General features: G+C 69.9%; 16 protein-coding genes and 1 pseudogene. 6 read left to right on the top strand and 11 right to left on the bottom strand.

Annotated features, from left to right (window positions below; translation table 11 throughout):
- The first annotated feature begins 1 nt into the window (after window position 1).
- Window positions 2-712, top strand: coding sequence for a glutamine amidotransferase (locus MXD59_RS15395; protein ID WP_248825424.1), 711 nt, complete (start codon window positions 2-4; stop codon window positions 710-712).
- Between the two features lie 42 nt (window positions 713-754).
- Here the strand turns inward: MXD59_RS15395 and MXD59_RS15390 are convergent, their stop codons facing one another.
- The 3 genes from MXD59_RS15390 to MXD59_RS15380 form a co-directional block, all read right to left on the bottom strand.
- Window positions 755-1,402, bottom strand: coding sequence for a nucleoside deaminase (locus tag MXD59_RS15390; protein WP_248825423.1), 648 nt, complete (start codon window positions 1,400-1,402; stop codon window positions 755-757).
- 106 nt (window positions 1,403-1,508) lie between these two features.
- Window positions 1,509-2,603 carry a Rieske 2Fe-2S domain-containing protein gene (locus MXD59_RS15385; RefSeq protein WP_248825422.1) on the bottom strand — a complete coding sequence of 365 codons (1,095 nt, stop codon included), beginning with the start codon at window positions 2,601-2,603 and terminating at the stop codon, window positions 1,509-1,511.
- A 453-nt stretch (window positions 2,604-3,056) separates the two neighbouring features.
- Entirely contained in the window at window positions 3,057-3,911 is an 855-nt protein-coding gene (locus tag MXD59_RS15380) for an alpha/beta hydrolase (protein ID WP_248825421.1), read from the bottom strand.
- Window positions 3,912-4,380: 469 nt separating this feature from the next.
- On the opposite strand from MXD59_RS15380, the gene MXD59_RS15375 reads away from it, so the two are divergent.
- Window positions 4,381-5,196 (top strand): IclR family transcriptional regulator, encoded by an 816-nt coding sequence (locus MXD59_RS15375; RefSeq protein ID WP_248825420.1) that lies wholly within the window; start codon window positions 4,381-4,383, stop codon window positions 5,194-5,196.
- A 52-nt stretch (window positions 5,197-5,248) separates the two neighbouring features.
- On the opposite strand, the gene MXD59_RS15370 is transcribed toward MXD59_RS15375, so the two are convergent.
- From MXD59_RS15370 to MXD59_RS15360, 3 genes are all read right to left on the bottom strand, one after another.
- Window positions 5,249-5,500: a hypothetical protein gene (locus tag MXD59_RS15370; protein ID WP_248815859.1), complete on the bottom strand. Its 252-nt coding sequence runs from the start codon at window positions 5,498-5,500 to the stop codon at window positions 5,249-5,251.
- 3 nt (window positions 5,501-5,503) lie between these two features.
- Entirely contained in the window at window positions 5,504-6,658 is a 1,155-nt protein-coding gene (locus MXD59_RS15365; protein WP_248825419.1) for an LLM class flavin-dependent oxidoreductase, read from the bottom strand.
- Between the two features lie 70 nt (window positions 6,659-6,728).
- A complete protein-coding gene (locus MXD59_RS15360) occupies window positions 6,729-7,574 on the bottom strand; it encodes an SDR family NAD(P)-dependent oxidoreductase (RefSeq protein ID WP_248825418.1) in 846 nt (281 codons plus the stop codon).
- A gap of 97 nt (window positions 7,575-7,671) precedes the next feature.
- Between MXD59_RS15360 and MXD59_RS27385 the strand changes: the two are divergent.
- The 3 genes and pseudogenes from MXD59_RS27385 to MXD59_RS15355 form a co-directional block, all read left to right on the top strand.
- Window positions 7,672-7,866, top strand: a pseudogene (locus MXD59_RS27385) (hypothetical protein); the annotation flags it as partial.
- A complete protein-coding gene (locus MXD59_RS27380) occupies window positions 7,838-8,098 on the top strand; it encodes an MFS transporter (RefSeq protein ID WP_372512093.1) in 261 nt (86 codons plus the stop codon). The pseudogene MXD59_RS27385 and the gene MXD59_RS27380, both read left to right, overlap by 29 nt.
- Before the next feature lie 346 nt (window positions 8,099-8,444).
- Complete coding sequence (locus MXD59_RS15355) at window positions 8,445-8,750, top strand: hypothetical protein (RefSeq protein ID WP_163550812.1); 306 nt, start codon at window positions 8,445-8,447, stop codon at window positions 8,748-8,750.
- Window positions 8,751-8,906: 156 nt separating this feature from the next.
- Here MXD59_RS15355 and MXD59_RS15350 read toward each other — a convergent pair whose 3' ends face one another.
- Window positions 8,907-9,419: a cupin domain-containing protein gene (locus MXD59_RS15350; protein ID WP_248825417.1), complete on the bottom strand. Its 513-nt coding sequence runs from the start codon at window positions 9,417-9,419 to the stop codon at window positions 8,907-8,909.
- Between the two features lie 373 nt (window positions 9,420-9,792).
- Here MXD59_RS15350 and MXD59_RS15345 point away from each other — a divergent pair, with 373 nt between their 5' ends.
- Window positions 9,793-10,821: an Fpg/Nei family DNA glycosylase gene (locus MXD59_RS15345; protein ID WP_248825416.1), complete on the top strand. Its 1,029-nt coding sequence runs from the start codon at window positions 9,793-9,795 to the stop codon at window positions 10,819-10,821.
- Here MXD59_RS15345 and MXD59_RS15340 read toward each other — a convergent pair.
- The 4 genes from MXD59_RS15340 to MXD59_RS15325 all read right to left on the bottom strand — a co-directional run bounded on the left by MXD59_RS15340 (window position 10,805) and on the right by MXD59_RS15325 (window position 15,225).
- A complete protein-coding gene (locus MXD59_RS15340) occupies window positions 10,805-11,587 on the bottom strand; it encodes a tyrosine-protein phosphatase (RefSeq protein ID WP_248825415.1) in 783 nt (260 codons plus the stop codon). The two genes, MXD59_RS15345 and MXD59_RS15340, sit on opposite strands and share 17 nt — an antisense overlap.
- 123 nt (window positions 11,588-11,710) lie before the next feature.
- Window positions 11,711-13,234 (bottom strand): RNA polymerase sigma factor, encoded by a 1,524-nt coding sequence (locus MXD59_RS15335; protein ID WP_248825414.1) that lies wholly within the window; start codon window positions 13,232-13,234, stop codon window positions 11,711-11,713.
- Window positions 13,234-13,653: a YciI family protein gene (locus tag MXD59_RS15330; protein ID WP_163549876.1), complete on the bottom strand. Its 420-nt coding sequence runs from the start codon at window positions 13,651-13,653 to the stop codon at window positions 13,234-13,236. Before MXD59_RS15330 ends, MXD59_RS15335 begins: the two co-directional genes overlap by 1 nt.
- 453 nt (window positions 13,654-14,106) lie before the next feature.
- A complete protein-coding gene (locus MXD59_RS15325) occupies window positions 14,107-15,225 on the bottom strand; it encodes an LLM class flavin-dependent oxidoreductase (protein WP_248825413.1) in 1,119 nt (372 codons plus the stop codon).
- Between the last annotated feature and the right edge of the window lie 72 nt (window positions 15,226-15,297).

Genomic DNA, 15,297 nt, shown 5'->3' with positions numbered 1-15,297 from the left:
GATGCCCCGAACCGCGGTCGCAGTCCGCCACGTCCCCTTCGAGGACCTCGGAATACTCGGCCCGCTCCTCACACAGCACGGCTACCAGACCCGGTATGTCGATGCCGGTATCGATCCGATAGTAGAACCAGAAGTCGTCGACGCCGACCTGCTTGTCGTTCTTGGCGGGCCCATCGGCGTGGGCGATGTCGCACGGTACCCGTTTCTCGCCGATGAGATCCAGGCGCTCGGCGGGCGACTGGCGCTGGAACTTCCCACCCTCGGGGTATGTCTGGGCGCACAGCTTGTCGCCCGGGCGTTGGGAGCCCAGGTCGCGTCGACCGGTCAGGTGGAGATCGGATACGCGCCGCTGACCCTGACCCGGGCGGGGGAGGAGTCCGTGCTTGGCGCGCTCGGGGATGTTCCGGTTCTGCACTGGCACGGCGATCAGTTCACGATTCCCGCCGGTGCGAGGCACCTTGCGCGGACGCCCGGTTTTCCGTACCAGGCCTTCGAATGGGGAAACGCGGTCCTGGGGTTGCAGTTCCATCTTGAGGCCGACCACAGCCAGCTCGAGCGATGGTTGATCGGGCATGCCCATGAGCTCGCCGCGCACCGGCTGGATCCGCACACGCTTCGCGCCGACGCGCAGCGGCATGGTCCGGACCTTGCGGCCCGGTCCCGGCGGGTGTTCCACGCATGGCTCGACCAGGTGGTCGCGGTATCCCGCTGAGATGTGGGAGACGGCGGTGTGAGCAGCCGCGAATCGCCTGGGTCAGGGTGCGGCCACCGTGGCGCCACGGCGGGCGTTGTAGACGACGGCATCCTTGCGACTGCCGTACTCGGCGAAGACGGCCAGCGCCTCGTCCCGCAGAATGTCGGTACGTACGGTGATGCCGCGGCGCTCGAACTGCTGGGCCCAGTCGTCGCGCATCGGGCCCTCGTCGAAGCCGGTGAGCGTCTCGACCTCCTCGCCTTCACCGGCGATGGTGAGCATCTGGACGCCGGACCACATGACCGCGCCGTAGCACATGACACAGGGCCGCCAGTTGACCACGATCTCGACCGGGTCACCCGTGGCACTGAGATCCCATGAGCCGAGCCGGGCCTGCGCGAAGGAGAGCGCTGTGACCTCGGCGTGCATGGTCGACAGTCCGGTGGCCAGGACGAGGTTCACCCCGGCCGCGTGGATCTGTCCGGTGACCGGGTTGGCGACCACCGCCGCGAACGGTCCGCCGTGTCCCTCGACGTGGTTACGGGCCGCAAGCCGCAGGGCGAGGCGCATCCGGTCCTCGACGTCGGGAAGTGCGGCGCCGACAGCATCGACCTCGTCGTCGACCCAGCTGGGCAACGGGATGTCGAGAGCGGCGACCGGGCCCGCACCGGCAGATGCCGACGGTTCGACGGAACGGGAGTGCGTCATACGCGGGAAGCCCTTCGACGGTCTGGTGGGAGCCGGGCGGCGCCCTGATGGCTCGATGGCCTCGACGGGGACGGGACGAGGTTGTCGGGAGATGGGCGGAACTGGTTCAGGCGGTGAAGAAACGGGACAGGCCAAGCGCGCGCAGGCCCCGCCGGTAGGCGACGGAACTGCGGTCCGCGGGAATGTTCACCTCGATCCGGGGGTCCAGGGGAAGGTTCTCGGGGCGTTGCGCCTCGACGATGGTCCGGTCCTCGGCGAAGATCCGCACGTTGAAGTCGTAGATGTCCTGCGCGGGCTGGTCGGTGGCAAAGTTCTTCGCGATCGGCGCGAACATCCGGGTCTGGCGGGCGGAGACCGGAGAGGCGGCATTCATGATCGAAAGCCGGCCGTCGTCGGGGAAGTGCACGACGAGGGTGGCTGTGAACGGCAGATGGGCGTCGAAGCGGCGCAGCCAGCGGAACCCGGGCGGCGCGGTCAGTCCGCTGCCGTGGGGGAAGTTCGCGACCGTGCTCCAGTAGTCGGCGGTGAAGCCGTGCTCGGTGGGGGTCGACGTGTACTCGGGTACCTCGGTGTTGTCCGGGTCGGCGAAGCTGCCGGCGTGCACGAACGCGAAGTGCGCGACGTCGAGAAAGCCCTCGACCTGGCGGCCGGCGAAAGCGGCCAGATCGAAACTGGGACATGTCACGCGTTGGAATCCCGGATCGTCCCAGTGTGGCATGCGTGGGATGACGGGGATGGCTCGCCCCGGGGTGGTTTCGCCGGTGTGGGTGTCACCGGGGAGAGGCCGGTCGGAGTCGGGGCGCAGGCAGGTCCAGATCAGCCCGTAGCGTTCCTCGGCCGGGCAGGTCGCCAGGGCCATCCGCGCCGGGATCTTCGCGGCTGGATGTGCGGGGATGGCCACGCAGGCACCGTCGGCGCCGAAGCGCAGCCCGTGGTAGGCGCAGGCAACGGTACGGCCGTCACCCACGCCCATGCTCAGCGGCACCCCGCGGTGCGGGCACAGGTCGCGGGCGACGACCACCTGACTGCCGGCTCGGTAGATGACCAACTGCTCGTCGAGCAGGCGTACCGCGACCGGCTGGTCACCGACCTCCCGGGACAGCGCGACCGGGTACCAGTGCCGGGCAAGGATCGCCCAGTCGTCCGGATCGAAGGAACAGTCGCTGGGGGGCGCCGCCAGCGCGGCGCGGATGTCTGACATCGATACCTCGAGGGGCGTGGGCGAGTGCCTGGGCGCGCAGGCGAAGAACAGCCATCCTGCCCCGGGCGACGCCGCTGGTCGGCGCCGCCACGGTGCGGGGCCCGGTCGACTGTCCTCGGTTGGATGTCGATCGGCTGGGCGTCAACGGTGTCAGGCGCCGTGCGCGATTCGCCCCCGGACCCAGGCACGCCGGTGGACCTGCCGGCGTACGTCGAGGTGGCGGTCTCCGCTCATCCCCAGCGCACCTCCCCTGCCCTCGCCGCTGCTGCTCCCTCGCCGATGGGATCTCCCGCCGTCTGGCTCGTTGGCGGACGACCGCGTGAAGCTGGCTCGCCCACTGTCCGCCGATGCCGTTACGGGCTGGTGGCGGCCGTCGAACATCGGCGTATCGGGAGCGCGCGGCGATGGGAGGCTCAGGGGCTCAGGGGCTCAGGGGCTCAGGGGCTCAGGGGCTCAGGGGCTCAGGGGCGGCGTCGGTGTGGCGTGCGGCCTCGCGTCCGGTGGCGACGAGCCGTCGACGAAGTGGGCGATCGTGCGCAGCGCGGCGGTGGTGTCAGGATGGTCGGGCAGAACGTTGGGCCAGGTGTGCGGCAGACCGGGCATGATCCTGGTTGCTACCGGTACCCGAGCCTGCGCCAACGCGGATGCCATGCGGATCGTGTCGTCGAGCAGGACCTCGTCGGAGCTCGCGAACAGCAGCGTCGGGGGAAATCCGGTGACGTCGCCCAGAACGGGCGAGGCCAGCGGGTCGTCCGGATGATGACCTTGAAGGTACTGGTCGGCGGCTTCGCGGGCGGACGCGAGGGAGAACATTCGGTCGTGGGCGGCCCGGGACCGGTAGCTCGGCGCGGTGCAGTGCAGGTCCAGCCATGCCGAGATCAGGACCAGGCCGCGTGGCGGGGCCGTGCCGGCCCGGCCAGTCGCGATCGTCAGCGCCGCGGCGAGCCCCCCGCCCGCCGAATCACCCACGAGGATCGGTGGTCGCTTCGAGGCGGCCACGAGTCGGGTGTAGACCGACGCCGTGTCGTGGAGGGCCGCCGGGTAGGGATACTCGGGCGCGAGACGGTAGTCGACGACGACGACCTCGGCACGGGTGGCCGCGGCCAGCCGGGCGGCGAACGGCGTGAACTCGGCTGCCCGGCCCAGCCTGTAGCCGCCTCCGTGCAGGTACAGCAGGACGTCGCGGGGCTCCGGCGGGGTGCACACCACGCAGCGAACGCCCGACCAGTCGGCCTGTAACACCCGGATCTCCGGTGTCGGTGCCGGCGGTTCGAGGGCGGCGATCGTCGCACGACGGGCGGCGAGCACGGGTGGTGTCGGCCATGTCGATGCGCGTAACGGCGGCAGCGTCCAGCTGTCGAGTGGGGCTGCGCGGGACCCGACTGGGACATGGGCGGATGGGCCGGCTGCCGGGGAGAACGCCGCGTCGGGAGTGGCGGCATCAGAGAACGCCGCGGTGGGGGAGGCGGCTTGGGAAGCGGGAACGCCGCCGCCGGCGGGCCGGCCGGCACGACCGGGATGGGAAGTGGTCATCTGGGTGGGAGCAGCCTTTCCTGGCAGTCAGGCCGGTCGACCGGATCCGATGTGGGCGGCGTCCGTACAGCGGTCAGAGCGAAAAGTTTTTCGTCCACGTGAAATGGTGCGTAGCATCCGCTGGACAAGCGCGATGGCGACGACCTGCCCGGACGCCGGATGCCGGATGCCGGACGCCGAGGCAACGAGGCAACGAGGCGTCGCGGCATCGGCGCGTCGAGGCGTCGGGATGGGAGCGGGCGCGATGGCACGACCGGCACCGGCCGCCGAGAAGACGCTGAAGATCATCGATCTGCTGGTCGCGCATCGCGGTGAGCAGTTCACGATCTCCGACATCGCCCGGCGCACCGGTAGCAGCCTGGGCTCCGCCCACGCGATCCTCGCTGTTCTCGAACAGAGCGGGTATCTCGGCCGCCATCCGGTTCGCCGGACCTACGGGCTCGGTCCGGCGCTGGTCAGTGCGGGTCTGGTAGCGCTGGAGCAGCATCCGGCGATCCGGGCCGCCGCCGAGCGGATTCCGACGCTGGGCGCCGAACTGGACGCCGACGTGGTGGTCACGGCCGCGACGCCGACGGACATCGTCTTCGTGGCGGTGGGTGGGCCCGGCTCGCGGTACGGCCCCGGCTACCGGGAGGGCGAACGGGTGCCGTTGGATCCGCCGCTCGGCCTGGTGTTCATGGCCTGGGCACATCCCCGCGAGGTGGACGTGTGGCTGGCTCGCGGCCCGGCGGGGCTCGAACCGGATCGGGTCCGACTCGGGCTCGCCGCTGTCCGCGAGCGGGGGTTCGCCCTCGGCCTCGCCCTCGACCCGTCGGCCGGACCAGGATCGCTGTCTCTCACCGACAACTACGACCTGCCCACAGTGGACCCGACCCGCACGTACGACCTCGGTATGGCCTCGGCACCGGTGTTCGACGCCGATCACCGGGTGCTCGTCGCCATCACCGCGTCGGGCTTCTCGCCGGGTCTGTCCGGACGGGAGGTCCTCGACATCGGTGCGCGCGTGCGTGCCTGCGCCACCATTGTCACCAAGCAGACCCGCGGACGCCTCGCCACCTGAGTCTCCGGCTGCCCGACCAGCCTCAGACCCGCCGCCTGCCCGAACCTCCGCGTCAGCGCGCGTCTCCGCGCTCCGCGGGCTTCGCTGTGTCCGTGGCGTCCGTGGCGTCCGTGGCGTCCGTGGCGTCCGTGGCGTCCGTGGCGTCCGTGGCGTCCGTGGTGGTCGTCGGGTCCGCGGGCTCCGCGGTGTCCGGGTTCTCGGCGTTGGCGGTGGCTGCCGCCTCGAAGCCCGCCTCAGCTTCCCCCCGGGCCTGTTCCACCGCCTGGCGGTAGGCCTCCTCACGCAGCTGCGAGATCATGTCCATCGATCACACTCCTCCGAAGAGCTTTTCGTAGTCGACACGATGGCCCCGATTCTCCAGCTCCGGGATGACCTTCGTGCCGAGCAGTTCGATGCTGCGCAGCACCTTCTCATGCGGCAACGTGCCGAACTGGGTGTAGCACAGCAACTGGTCGACACCAGCCTGCTCGTACCGGAGAATTTTTTCCAGGCACTCCTCTGGCGTCCCGATGATGACCATATCCTGCTCGGTGTAGGACCGGATGTCGATGTCGCCGCGAATGGTGGGCTCCAGCAGTGGAAAGACCTGCGCTTTTTCCTCGGCCGACAGATGTGCGAGTTCCCATTCGAGGGTGAACTCGGCGAGGTTCTGGTACCACCAGCGGACCGAGTCCCACAGGCCGTAGCGGGCGGCCTCCTCGGGGTCATCCGTGCAGTGCACGAGCGTGTAGGCGCCGACCCGGTCGTTCGCGAAGGCCGGCAGCGGGGTGATGCATTCCGCCTGTCCGCGCCGGTAGGTCGCGATGTGCTCGGCCATTTTCGACACCGGCTGCATCAGGGCGAAGGACAACAGGCCAAGGCCGAGCCGGCCCGCGTTGAACGCGGACGTCTCACTCGCCGCGGCGAGCCAGGCCGGCGGATGCGGGTCCTGGTAGGGCCGGGGAGTGATGAACCGTTCCGGAAAGTCGATGCTCGGTGACTTCCAGGACAGCTTCTCGTTCGTCCAGGCGGCGATGACGAACTCGAACGCCTCCTGCCACAGTTCACGCGACCGGTCGTCCGCCGGCACGCCGAAGGCGAGCTGCTCGTTCGGGGTGGAACGCCCGGTGCCCCACTCCACCCGGCCGCCGCTGAGCAGGTCGACGGTCGCGACCTTCTCGGCGACCCGAACCGGATGCTGGAATCCGGCCGGCAGCAGCACCACGCCGAAGCCGAGCCTGATGTTCCTGGTTCGCTGCGACAACGCGGCCAGAACAGCCTCGTTCGACGGCGAGGCCGAACGTCCCTGCCGGAAGTGATGCTCGACGACCCAGGCTGTCTGGAAACCAAGGGTGTCGGCGTAGGAGATCTCCGCCAACGCCTCCTGGTAGGTCTGTTGTTCGGCTTTCTTCTGGCCGTGCGGGAAGGGCTCCGCGTATGGCCCGATCTTGGGTTGGAACTCGTACAGCAGGTCCAGTTTCATGTGGTTGCCCTCGCGATCAGCTCGGTGGGAACCGGGACGGGCGGCGGCGACACGTCGGTCGCCGGGCGCATCAGGTGGATTGACCGGTCGCGGCCAGGTAGGTCGTCTCGGAGAACTCGGCTGCGTCGCCGGGCCGTAGCCCCCACAGCGACTGGATGGTCGCGCCGCCATCGACGACGAGGGTCTGCCCGGTGATCCGTTCGGCGAGGCCGCTGGACAGGAACAGCGCGGCGTTCGCGACATCGTGCGCGCGGGGTGCGGCCAGCGGGTTGATGCCGTTCACCGCGTACTCGCCGGGCGGCTGGTCCTCGTTGCCGCCACCGACGTTGCCGGGGGCCACGGTGTTGACCCGGATGCCGTAGCGGCCCAGCTCGTCGGCGAAGGTCCGGGCGAGGGAGAGCACGCCGGCCTTGGCCGCGCCGTAGGCCGCGTGGTAGGCGGAGGCGGTGATCCCGTCGACCGAGGAGATCGCGAGGAGGGAGCCGCCGGAACCCTGGCTGATCATCTGCCGGCTGACAGCCTGGAACAGGTAAAAGACCTGGGAGAGATTTTCCCGGATCGTCTCGTCCCAGACCTCGTGGCTCAACTGCTCGACGTTGCCCCAGCTGGCACGGCCGATGATGTCGACGCAGACATCGATTCCGCCAAGCCCACGCACCGTCTCGGCGACGGCCCGCTCGACCTCGGCCGGCACCGTCATGTCCGCGATGACGGGGATCGCCGTCGCGCCGGTCTTCTCGATCTCGGTGGCGATTTCGGTCGCTCGTCCCTCATGGATGTCAACGCAGGCGACGCTGGCGCCGGCCGCGGCGAGGGCGAGCGCGGTGAACCGGCCATGACCTGCTCGTTGTGGGATGTAGCCGGCTCCGCTGACCAGGGTGCGCTTTCCGGTCAAGCCCAGATCGATCACTTTCATCCTCCTTGGCGCCGGCCTTCGTGGCGCCGGACCGGTGCGGCTTCGCCGACACGGGAATGTCGGTCAAAGTTTCGCTAGGACGAAAAATTCTTCACATATGAGGCTAGGTGAGGTGCATCACCCCTGTCAACGCCGCCCGCGTACGCACGGAGGTCGACCAGGACGGAACCCGTTCGTGACCCGAACGGCGATCTCTGCCGTGGGGTCCGCCTCCGTGGTCGTGCCGCTCCCCATCGGCGAGATCGCCCCGCCGGACGTCCGCGGTGGACCGGTCTCGCTGGACCAGTTGTCCGTCACGGTCGGCTGGTATCGCGAACTGGCTGGCGAACTTCGTGGTGGGGATCAGCTATCTGACGCCGCTGTCATCCATTGGACGCTCCGCCACGTTCTTCCTGTACGCCGGGATCGCGATCGTGTCGGTGGTCTTTATGTGGCTGCGTGTGCCGGAGGCCATGGTCGTTCCCTTTCGGAGATCGAGGCGGAACTGCGCACGTCCCCGGTCGCCGTCGCAGCTCCGGCGCTGACTTCCGCGCCGGCTTCCGCCTCGGTTTCGAGGGGCCGGGCGCGGGCCAGTGGCGACCGCGATGCGCACTGACGACGGATAGGGCTCCTGAACGGCCGTTATCGGTGCGCGCAGGATCGGTTGCTCGACAACCTGGACCTGGTGGCCGAAAAACGCTGATCCGGGAACCGGTCATCCCGGGTGGTGTCGGAACCGGCGGGTTAATGCTGTCGCGCAGTCGTGTCCTCGACATTTGCGCAGCACCTCGCGCATTCCTTCCTGGTGTTGTTCCAGGGTGGGCTTCTCTGGGTTATGTTTTTCCCGCACCACCCCACCGAGAAAGTGACCAAGAAAAGAAGGAGATCGGAATGGCGCAGGCCGAGCAGGAGCAGCAGCGGCAGCAGGTCGAGCAGCAGCTGCGGCAGAACTGGCGGCAGGTTCGCTACAACATCCTGGACCAGTTCGGTCAGGTCAGCACCGCGGACCTCGACGCGGCGACCGACATCAATGACCTGATTGCCCGGATTGCGGACAAGGCCAACCACAGCGAGCGTTACGTGGAGAACCGTCTGCGTGAGCTCGTTGGTGTGGGTGTCGGCGTCAACATCGGCCGTAACCTCGGCAACGACCGCATCGGTGCCGGCCAGCAGAACCGGCCGTTCGGCGCTCAGTGATTCATCCGGAAACCGGCCCGGCCTGACGTGACGGGTCGTGCTCCGCGGCGAGCAAGCTGCCGCGGAGGGGCCTGGCTTCCGGAGAACATGTAATGCGACTGCCCCGGTCTGCGCGTCCCGTGAGGGACGTCAGCCGGGGCAGTCGTGCGTTGGGGGCTATGAGCTGGGGACGGGCTCGTCTACCGCCTGAGCTGTGCCGCCGACGCGCAGCGAGTTCACGATGGCGCGCCACCGGTCGACCGTCTGGTCGAGAATCTGGATGTCGAAGCTGGTGGCCGCGCGGAACTCCAGAACTTCCACTCCCTGCGGGCCGGCCTCGTAGGCGTAGGTCACCCCGGCCCGAATGAAGAACCCCTCACCGGCGTGCAGCCGGCGAGATCCCATGATTATCTCACCCGACACGACGTAGTACAGGCAGTCGACATTGTGGGTGTGTCGCGGCAGTCGGAAGCCAGGGTTGAAGGAAACGTGCACGAGGCTGAACCCCTCGGGACCGGCGCCCCGGTACAAAACCGAGAGCTTGCTGGCGTTCGAATATGGTCCTAAATCGACTTCCTCGGCGATAGCCGGATCGAGGGCCGCAGAGCTCATCATTCCTTCGTCATCCAGGGATGGCGCGTCAGCTGCGCTGAAGAAAACCATCTTGCGAGCTTCCTGGGTGTCTGGCACTGATTCCTCCTGTGGTCACCGTTTCGGGCCGCAACGACCCGGGTGTCGAGCGCGACGCTCCTGGGCATGCCGCGCCCGTGGGTGAAGTGGGCCGAAAGGGATGTGAACGGACGACGGGATGGACTGCTGTCCCAGACATTGCGGCATGCGCCGGACGCAGTCAAGGATCCCCCGGTGTCCCACTTTGACGTCACCGGTCGAGCGACACGGTCGCCGATCCTTATGGGCATTTCGGGCGGATTGTTCCCTTGGCGGCGCTGTCGGCGTCGCCGACCATTCGCCCCCCGCTTCTCTGGTGCCCGTCTGATCACGTCGGGTGCTGCTCGCGAGCCCGCTCGGGCGGGATGGGCGGGGCCGGTATGGTTGTCCGACCATGCCAGAAGGTCACACTGTGCACCGGCTTGCCGCCGCGCACCGGCGGATGTTCCAGGGCCACACCGTGCGTGCGATGAGTCCGCAGGGTCGTTTCGCCGCCGGCGCGCATCGTCTGGATGGGCAGATCCTCACCGGTGCCGAGGCGTTGGGAAAGCACCTGCTGCTCGGCTTCGGTGGCTTCTACGACGCCGCCGGCCCCGGGCCCACGACAGAGCAGGAGTCCACGGCCGAGCAGGAGCCCGAGGCTGAAAACGGGGCCGTGCACCGAGCCGAGGTCGGTGGGATCGGTGAATCGGCGTTCGTCCTACATGTGCATCTCGGGATCTATGGCACCTGGTCGCTGGGTGCGGGGCCCCTGCCGGCGCCGACCGGGGCGGTCCGGCTGCGGCTGTCCACCGCCGGCGGCGTGGGCGACGGAGGCTGCGGGGGCGGCAGGGGCGACGGAGACGGCCCGGGTGGCGGGGACGGTGCCGCGGGGGTGGTGGCGTACGCGGACCTGCGCGGACCCAACGCCTGCGAGCTGCTCGAACCGGGGGAGATCAGGGCGCTGCGCGACCGGCTCGGTCCGGACCCGCTGCGGGGCGACGCGGACCCGGATCGGGCGTACCGGCGGATCGTCCGTAGTCGTACCCCGATCGCCACCCTGCTGATGGACCAGTCGGTCATCGCGGGGCCGGGCAACATCTACCGGGCCGAGGTGCTGTTCCGGGCGGGGGTCGCGCCGATGCTGCCCGGGCGGGACGTCTCGGCGTCGCTGTGGTCGGCGATCTGGGCGGATCTGGTGGTCCTGATGGCCGAGGGTGTGCGCACCGGACGCATTGACACCGTCCGGGCGGAGCACACCCCGGAGGCGATGGGACGGGCACCGCGAGTCGACGACCACGGCGGCGAGGTGTACGTCTACCGCCGCGCGGGGCTGCCCTGCCTGGTCTGCGCGACCGAGGTGCGCATGCGGACACTCGCCGGACGCAACCTGTTCTGGTGCCCGGGCTGCCAGCCGGCTGCCGCGCTCAGTACGGTTCGATGATCATCCGCTGCCACCCGCTGATCTGCTCGGCGGTGGCACCGTGCGAGCGCAGGAATCCGGCCGCCCCGCCCTCGGCGGCCTCGACGACGTCCAGGACGCCGTGGATCGCCCGAGGGTCGATCTTGAAAGGGGTGCGGGGTGGGCTGTCCGTACCGCTGGCGGCGGCGCGCTGCATCAGGTGCTGGTAGGCCGGATTCCGCGCCAGGGCCGCGCGGACCCGGTCGAGACGTTCGCCGGTGGCCAGATAGTCGGCGATGATCGCCGACCGTTCGACGCCGGCCACTGACAGCAGCACCGCCACCGTGATGCCGGTGCGGTCCTTCCCCGCGGCGCAGTGCAGCAGGGTCGGGGTGTGTTCGCCGTCCACGAGGAACGCGAGGATGCGGGCGAGCCCGGGCCCGGCGTTGTCGAGCATCAGGGCGTACATCGCCGAGTAGTCGCCGCGGACCTGGTCGGCCAGGGCGTCGGCGTTGGACAGCGCGGTCAGGTCGGCCAGCGGTTCGTGCAGCCAGGTGATGCCGAGCCGCGGGAACCACTCGGCGGCCCGCGGGCTCTCGAACGGCGCGCGCAGATCGACGACGCCGCGTAGCGCGACGTCCTCGCCCAGCACGGCGATGTCCTCGGCGGTGAGCGCGTCGAGATTGTCGCCGCGCAGCAGCACCCGCCGCCGCACGGTGCCTCCCGCCGCGGGCAGACCACCAAGATCTCGGACGTTGTGGGCGCCGACCAGATCAATCCATCCGGGCACATACTGCGCAGCGGTCACGGAGAAGGACGATACCTCCGGCTGTGCGCTCAGCCGAGGCGGACGAGGGTGCGTTGGAAGCCGTCCCCGACGAATCCGCTGCCGTCGCGGCCGGCGACCAGGGTGACCGTCCAACCTGTCCTTTCAGTCCGTCTCGTCCGAGTGCGCGGGCGGCGCGGACAACGCGGCTACCTTGCGCAGCAGGATGGCGCGTTCACGGGCGTTGCCGCACAGGCGGGCGGCCTGCTCGAGTTCCGCGCGGGCCTGCGTGGTGCGACCGAGGCGGGTCAGCAGCTCCCCGCGCACGGTGGGCAGCAGATGCGAACCGTTGAGCAGGCCGCCACCGGCGAGGGCATCGACGATCTCCAGGGCTGGCAGTGGGCCGTGCGCCATCGCGACCGCCACCGCCCGGTTGAGATCGACGATCGGCGACGGCGTCACCTGACCGAGCGCCTCGTAGAGCAGCACGATCCGCTCCCAGTCGGTCGCCGCCACCGCTGGCGCCCGCGCGTGGCAGGCCGCGATCGCGGCCTGTAGCCCGTAGGGACCAAGGCCGCGCCCGACGGCGGACGCCCGCTCGAACGCGGCCAGCCCGCGCCGGATCGCCGCCCGGTCCCACCGGCCGCGATCCTGGTCGGCGAGCAGGACCGGCTCACCGTCCGGGCCGGTGCGTGCCGGGAACCGCGCGGCGGTGAGCTCGCACAGGGCGAGCAGACCGTGGACCTCCGCCTCGTCCGGCAGCAGCGCGACGAGCATCCGGGTCAGCCGGATCGCCTCGAACGCCAGATCCGGCCGCAGCAGATCCGCCCCGGAGGTCGCTGTCGAACCTTCGGTGAAAATGACGTAGAGCACGCTGAGTACCGCACCGAGCCGTTCGCGGCGCTCGTGCGCCGGTGGCAGGGCGAACGGCACGCGGGCCGCGGCGATCGTCTTCTTCGCCCGGGTGATCCGGGCCTGGATCGTCGGGGTGGGCACCAGGAACGCCCGGGCGATCTCCTCACTCGACAGACCACCGACCACCCGCAGCGTCAGCGCCACCCGGGCCTGCGGCGCGAGCACCGGATGGCATGCCGTGAACATCAACGCCAGCACGTCGTCGTGGACCCGGTCGGGGTCCCACAGCAGATCATCGCTGTCCTGCTGTGACGTGAGCGTGAACGATCCGCCCGGCAGGCAGCCCGCGGCGGTCGACCTCGCCGCGACCGGCGCACCAGAACTGGTCTGACCCTCGGTGAGCTGGTGCGCGAGCTCGGCGTAACGCTCGTCTCGGGTGCTACGGCGGCGGAACGCATCGATCGCCCGCCGCCGTCCCGTTGTGAGCAGCCACCCCGCCGGACTACGCGGCACGCCGGAATCCGCCCAGGCGACGAGCGCCTCCGTGACCGCCTCCTGGGCGACGTCCTCAGCCAGCGCGAAATCCCCGGTGAACCGGGCCAGCGCGCCGACGATCCGGGCGGCGTCGATCCTCCACACCGCCTCCACCGCCCGCCGAGCCGATTCCCCCGCGTCCGCCCCCGCCTCACCCGGGACGCCGCCGCCCCCCGCCTCACCCTGGACGCCGTCACCTGGGAGGCCGTCACTCGGGAGGCCGTCACCCTGGACGCCGTCACCTGGGAGATCGTCACCCTGGAGGCTGTCACCGACCGGAGCGGCGGCGTTGTCGGGCATCAGAGCTGGCCGGTGCGCTCGCGCCAGGCACGCTCCCTGACGACCCACTCGTTGTCCTGTGGGAACTCGTCGATGCCGGGGACCCTACGGATCTCGCACTTGGAACCGGGGATGGAGGGCATGCGGCGGGCCCACTCGACGGCCTCGTCCTTCGTGGCCACCTCGAGGATGTAGAAGCCGCCGAACAGCTCCTTCGTCTCCCCGTAGGGACCGTCGGTGACCACCGGGGTCTCACCGGAGTAGTCGACGACGACGCCCTGGGCCGCGTCGTCCAGGCCCTCGGCCGCGACCAGCACGCCGGCGTGGATCAGTTCCTCGTTGAACCGGCCGACCTTCTCGAGCATCTCCTCGAACGGAGTCGAGATCATGTGCTGGAACGACTCGTCGCTGTTACGCATGATCAGCATGTACTTCGGCATGTGTCGATCTCCCTGCTCCGGGCCGCCGTCCGACCCTCTCACCTCCAGGTCGAACGGGACACCGGCACATCGACACCACGTCGCACCATCGCCAGGGATTTTTTTCGGCCGCACCGTCCCGGCGTCCGCGCACCGCCCGCGACGAAGATCCGCGCCGGTGCGCCACCTGCCTGGACGGGGGCGAGGTTCCCGCGTCCAGGCAGGTCACCCGCGGTCGCCGTCCGAGGGTGTGGGGGAGCAGCGGGCCTCGGTGGCAGGTCGCTTTCCCGTCCGGGCCGCCCAGCGGCCGGGGGTCCTCGGCGCCCGGCCCGCGGTGTCGCGTCCGGATGCGGAGGACTGTGCGGCCACATGCCGAGGACTGTTCGGTCTGACGAGGCTGAAATCCCGAACAACCCTCGGCATGACGTGATCTTGGCCGCGGTCTGGCAGTGGTCTGGTCTCGTTCCGAGCGGATTACGCGAGCTGGGGCTCGCGGACACGGTCGGCGCCGGCGCGCAGCGCGGGGATGAGCTCCTTGCCCCACTCGACGACGTCCTCGTACGGGTCGAAGCCGCGGATGAGGAAGGTGTCGACGCCGATCTCGTGGTAGCGCAGCAGCGCGTCCGCGACCTGCGAAGGGGTGCCCACGTGGCCGGAGGAGTTACCACCCGGGCCGGTCAGGGCGGTCACGCCGAACCACAGCCGCTCGTCGTGCACCTGCTGGCGGGCGGCCCGCTGCATCCGGGCGGACGACTCCGACTCGGTGGTGCCGAAGCTGCGGATGCCGAGGGCGGCACCGGCGACCCCACCGGCTCCGGCGGCCTCGACCCGGCGGCGGGTCTCGGTGAGGATGGCCTCGGCGCGAGCCCAGGCGGCGTCCTCGGTGTCGGCGATGATCGGGCGGGTGGACAGGCTGAACCGCAGGGTCCGGCCGTGCTTGGCGGCCTCGGCCCGCAGCGTCGCGATGCGCTCGGCGGTCTGCTCCAGCGGCTCGCCGAAGAGCATGTAGGTGTCGGCGTGCTGCGCGCCGACCCGCACTGCCGCGTCCGACTGGCCACCGAAGAACAGCGGGATGCCACCGGGGCGGACCGGCTTGACCGTGCTGTACGCGCCCTCGAACCGGTAGAAGCGGCCCTCGTGGTCGAACGGCTCGCCGGAGGTGAGGGTGCGGCGCAGCACGTCCATGAACTCGGCGGTGCGGTCGTAGCGGGTGTCATGGTCGGCGAAGTCGCCGTCGCGACGCTGGTCGGCGTCGTTGCCACCGGAGATGTGGTGGATGGCGACCCGTCCGCCGCCGGTGAGGTGGTCCAGGGTGGCGAGCTTGCGGGCGACGAGTGTCGGCTGGGTGAACCCGGGCCGGTGCGCGATCAGCACGCCAAGTCGCGACGTGTTCGCCAGGACGTGCCCGGCGACGGCGAACCCGTCCGGGGAGACGGCGCTGTAGCCGATCAGCACCCGGTCGAAACCGGACGTGTCGTGGGCCTGCGCGAACCGGGTCAGGTAGGCGGTGTCGACGGCGGGCCCGCCGAGGTAGGAGCCACGGGTCTCCGACGCTTCCTTGGTACCCACCATGCCGAGGATCTCGAGGGACATGCGCGCAACCTTCCTGGTACTGGACGTGCGGGACCTACTGGATGTGCTGGATGTGCCGGACGTGCGGTGCCG

It is taken from the genome of Frankia umida (genome assembly GCF_023242945.1).
In the GTDB taxonomy this organism is placed as follows: Bacteria; Actinomycetota; Actinomycetes; order Frankiales; family Frankiaceae; genus Frankia; species Frankia umida.
Note: the sequence above shows the minus strand (reverse complement) of the source record. Positions and strands in the feature narration are given on the sequence as shown.

What these genes read in the sequence shown, in the direction of transcription:
- MXD59_RS15395 (WP_248825424.1), top strand. Translation starts at nt 2, where the DNA reads ATGCCCCGAACCGCGGTCGCAGTCCGCCACGTCCCCTTCGAGGACCTC.
- MXD59_RS15390 (WP_248825423.1), bottom strand. Translation starts at nt 1,402, where the DNA reads ATGACGCACTCCCGTTCCGTCGAACCGTCGGCATCTGCCGGTGCGGGC.
- MXD59_RS15385 (WP_248825422.1), bottom strand. Translation starts at nt 2,603, where the DNA reads ATGTCAGACATCCGCGCCGCGCTGGCGGCGCCCCCCAGCGACTGTTCC.
- MXD59_RS15375 (WP_248825420.1), top strand. Translation starts at nt 4,381, where the DNA reads ATGGCACGACCGGCACCGGCCGCCGAGAAGACGCTGAAGATCATCGAT.
- MXD59_RS15370 (WP_248815859.1), bottom strand. Translation starts at nt 5,500, where the DNA reads ATGGACATGATCTCGCAGCTGCGTGAGGAGGCCTACCGCCAGGCGGTG.
- MXD59_RS15365 (WP_248825419.1), bottom strand. Translation starts at nt 6,658, where the DNA reads ATGAAACTGGACCTGCTGTACGAGTTCCAACCCAAGATCGGGCCATAC.
- MXD59_RS15360 (WP_248825418.1), bottom strand. Translation starts at nt 7,574, where the DNA reads ATGAAAGTGATCGATCTGGGCTTGACCGGAAAGCGCACCCTGGTCAGC.
- MXD59_RS15355 (WP_163550812.1), top strand. Translation starts at nt 8,445, where the DNA reads ATGGCGCAGGCCGAGCAGGAGCAGCAGCGGCAGCAGGTCGAGCAGCAG.
- MXD59_RS15345 (WP_248825416.1), top strand. Translation starts at nt 9,793, where the DNA reads ATGCCAGAAGGTCACACTGTGCACCGGCTTGCCGCCGCGCACCGGCGG.
- MXD59_RS15335 (WP_248825414.1), bottom strand. Translation starts at nt 13,234, where the DNA reads ATGCCCGACAACGCCGCCGCTCCGGTCGGTGACAGCCTCCAGGGTGAC.
- MXD59_RS15330 (WP_163549876.1), bottom strand. Translation starts at nt 13,653, where the DNA reads ATGCCGAAGTACATGCTGATCATGCGTAACAGCGACGAGTCGTTCCAG.
- MXD59_RS15325 (WP_248825413.1), bottom strand. Translation starts at nt 15,225, where the DNA reads ATGTCCCTCGAGATCCTCGGCATGGTGGGTACCAAGGAAGCGTCGGAG.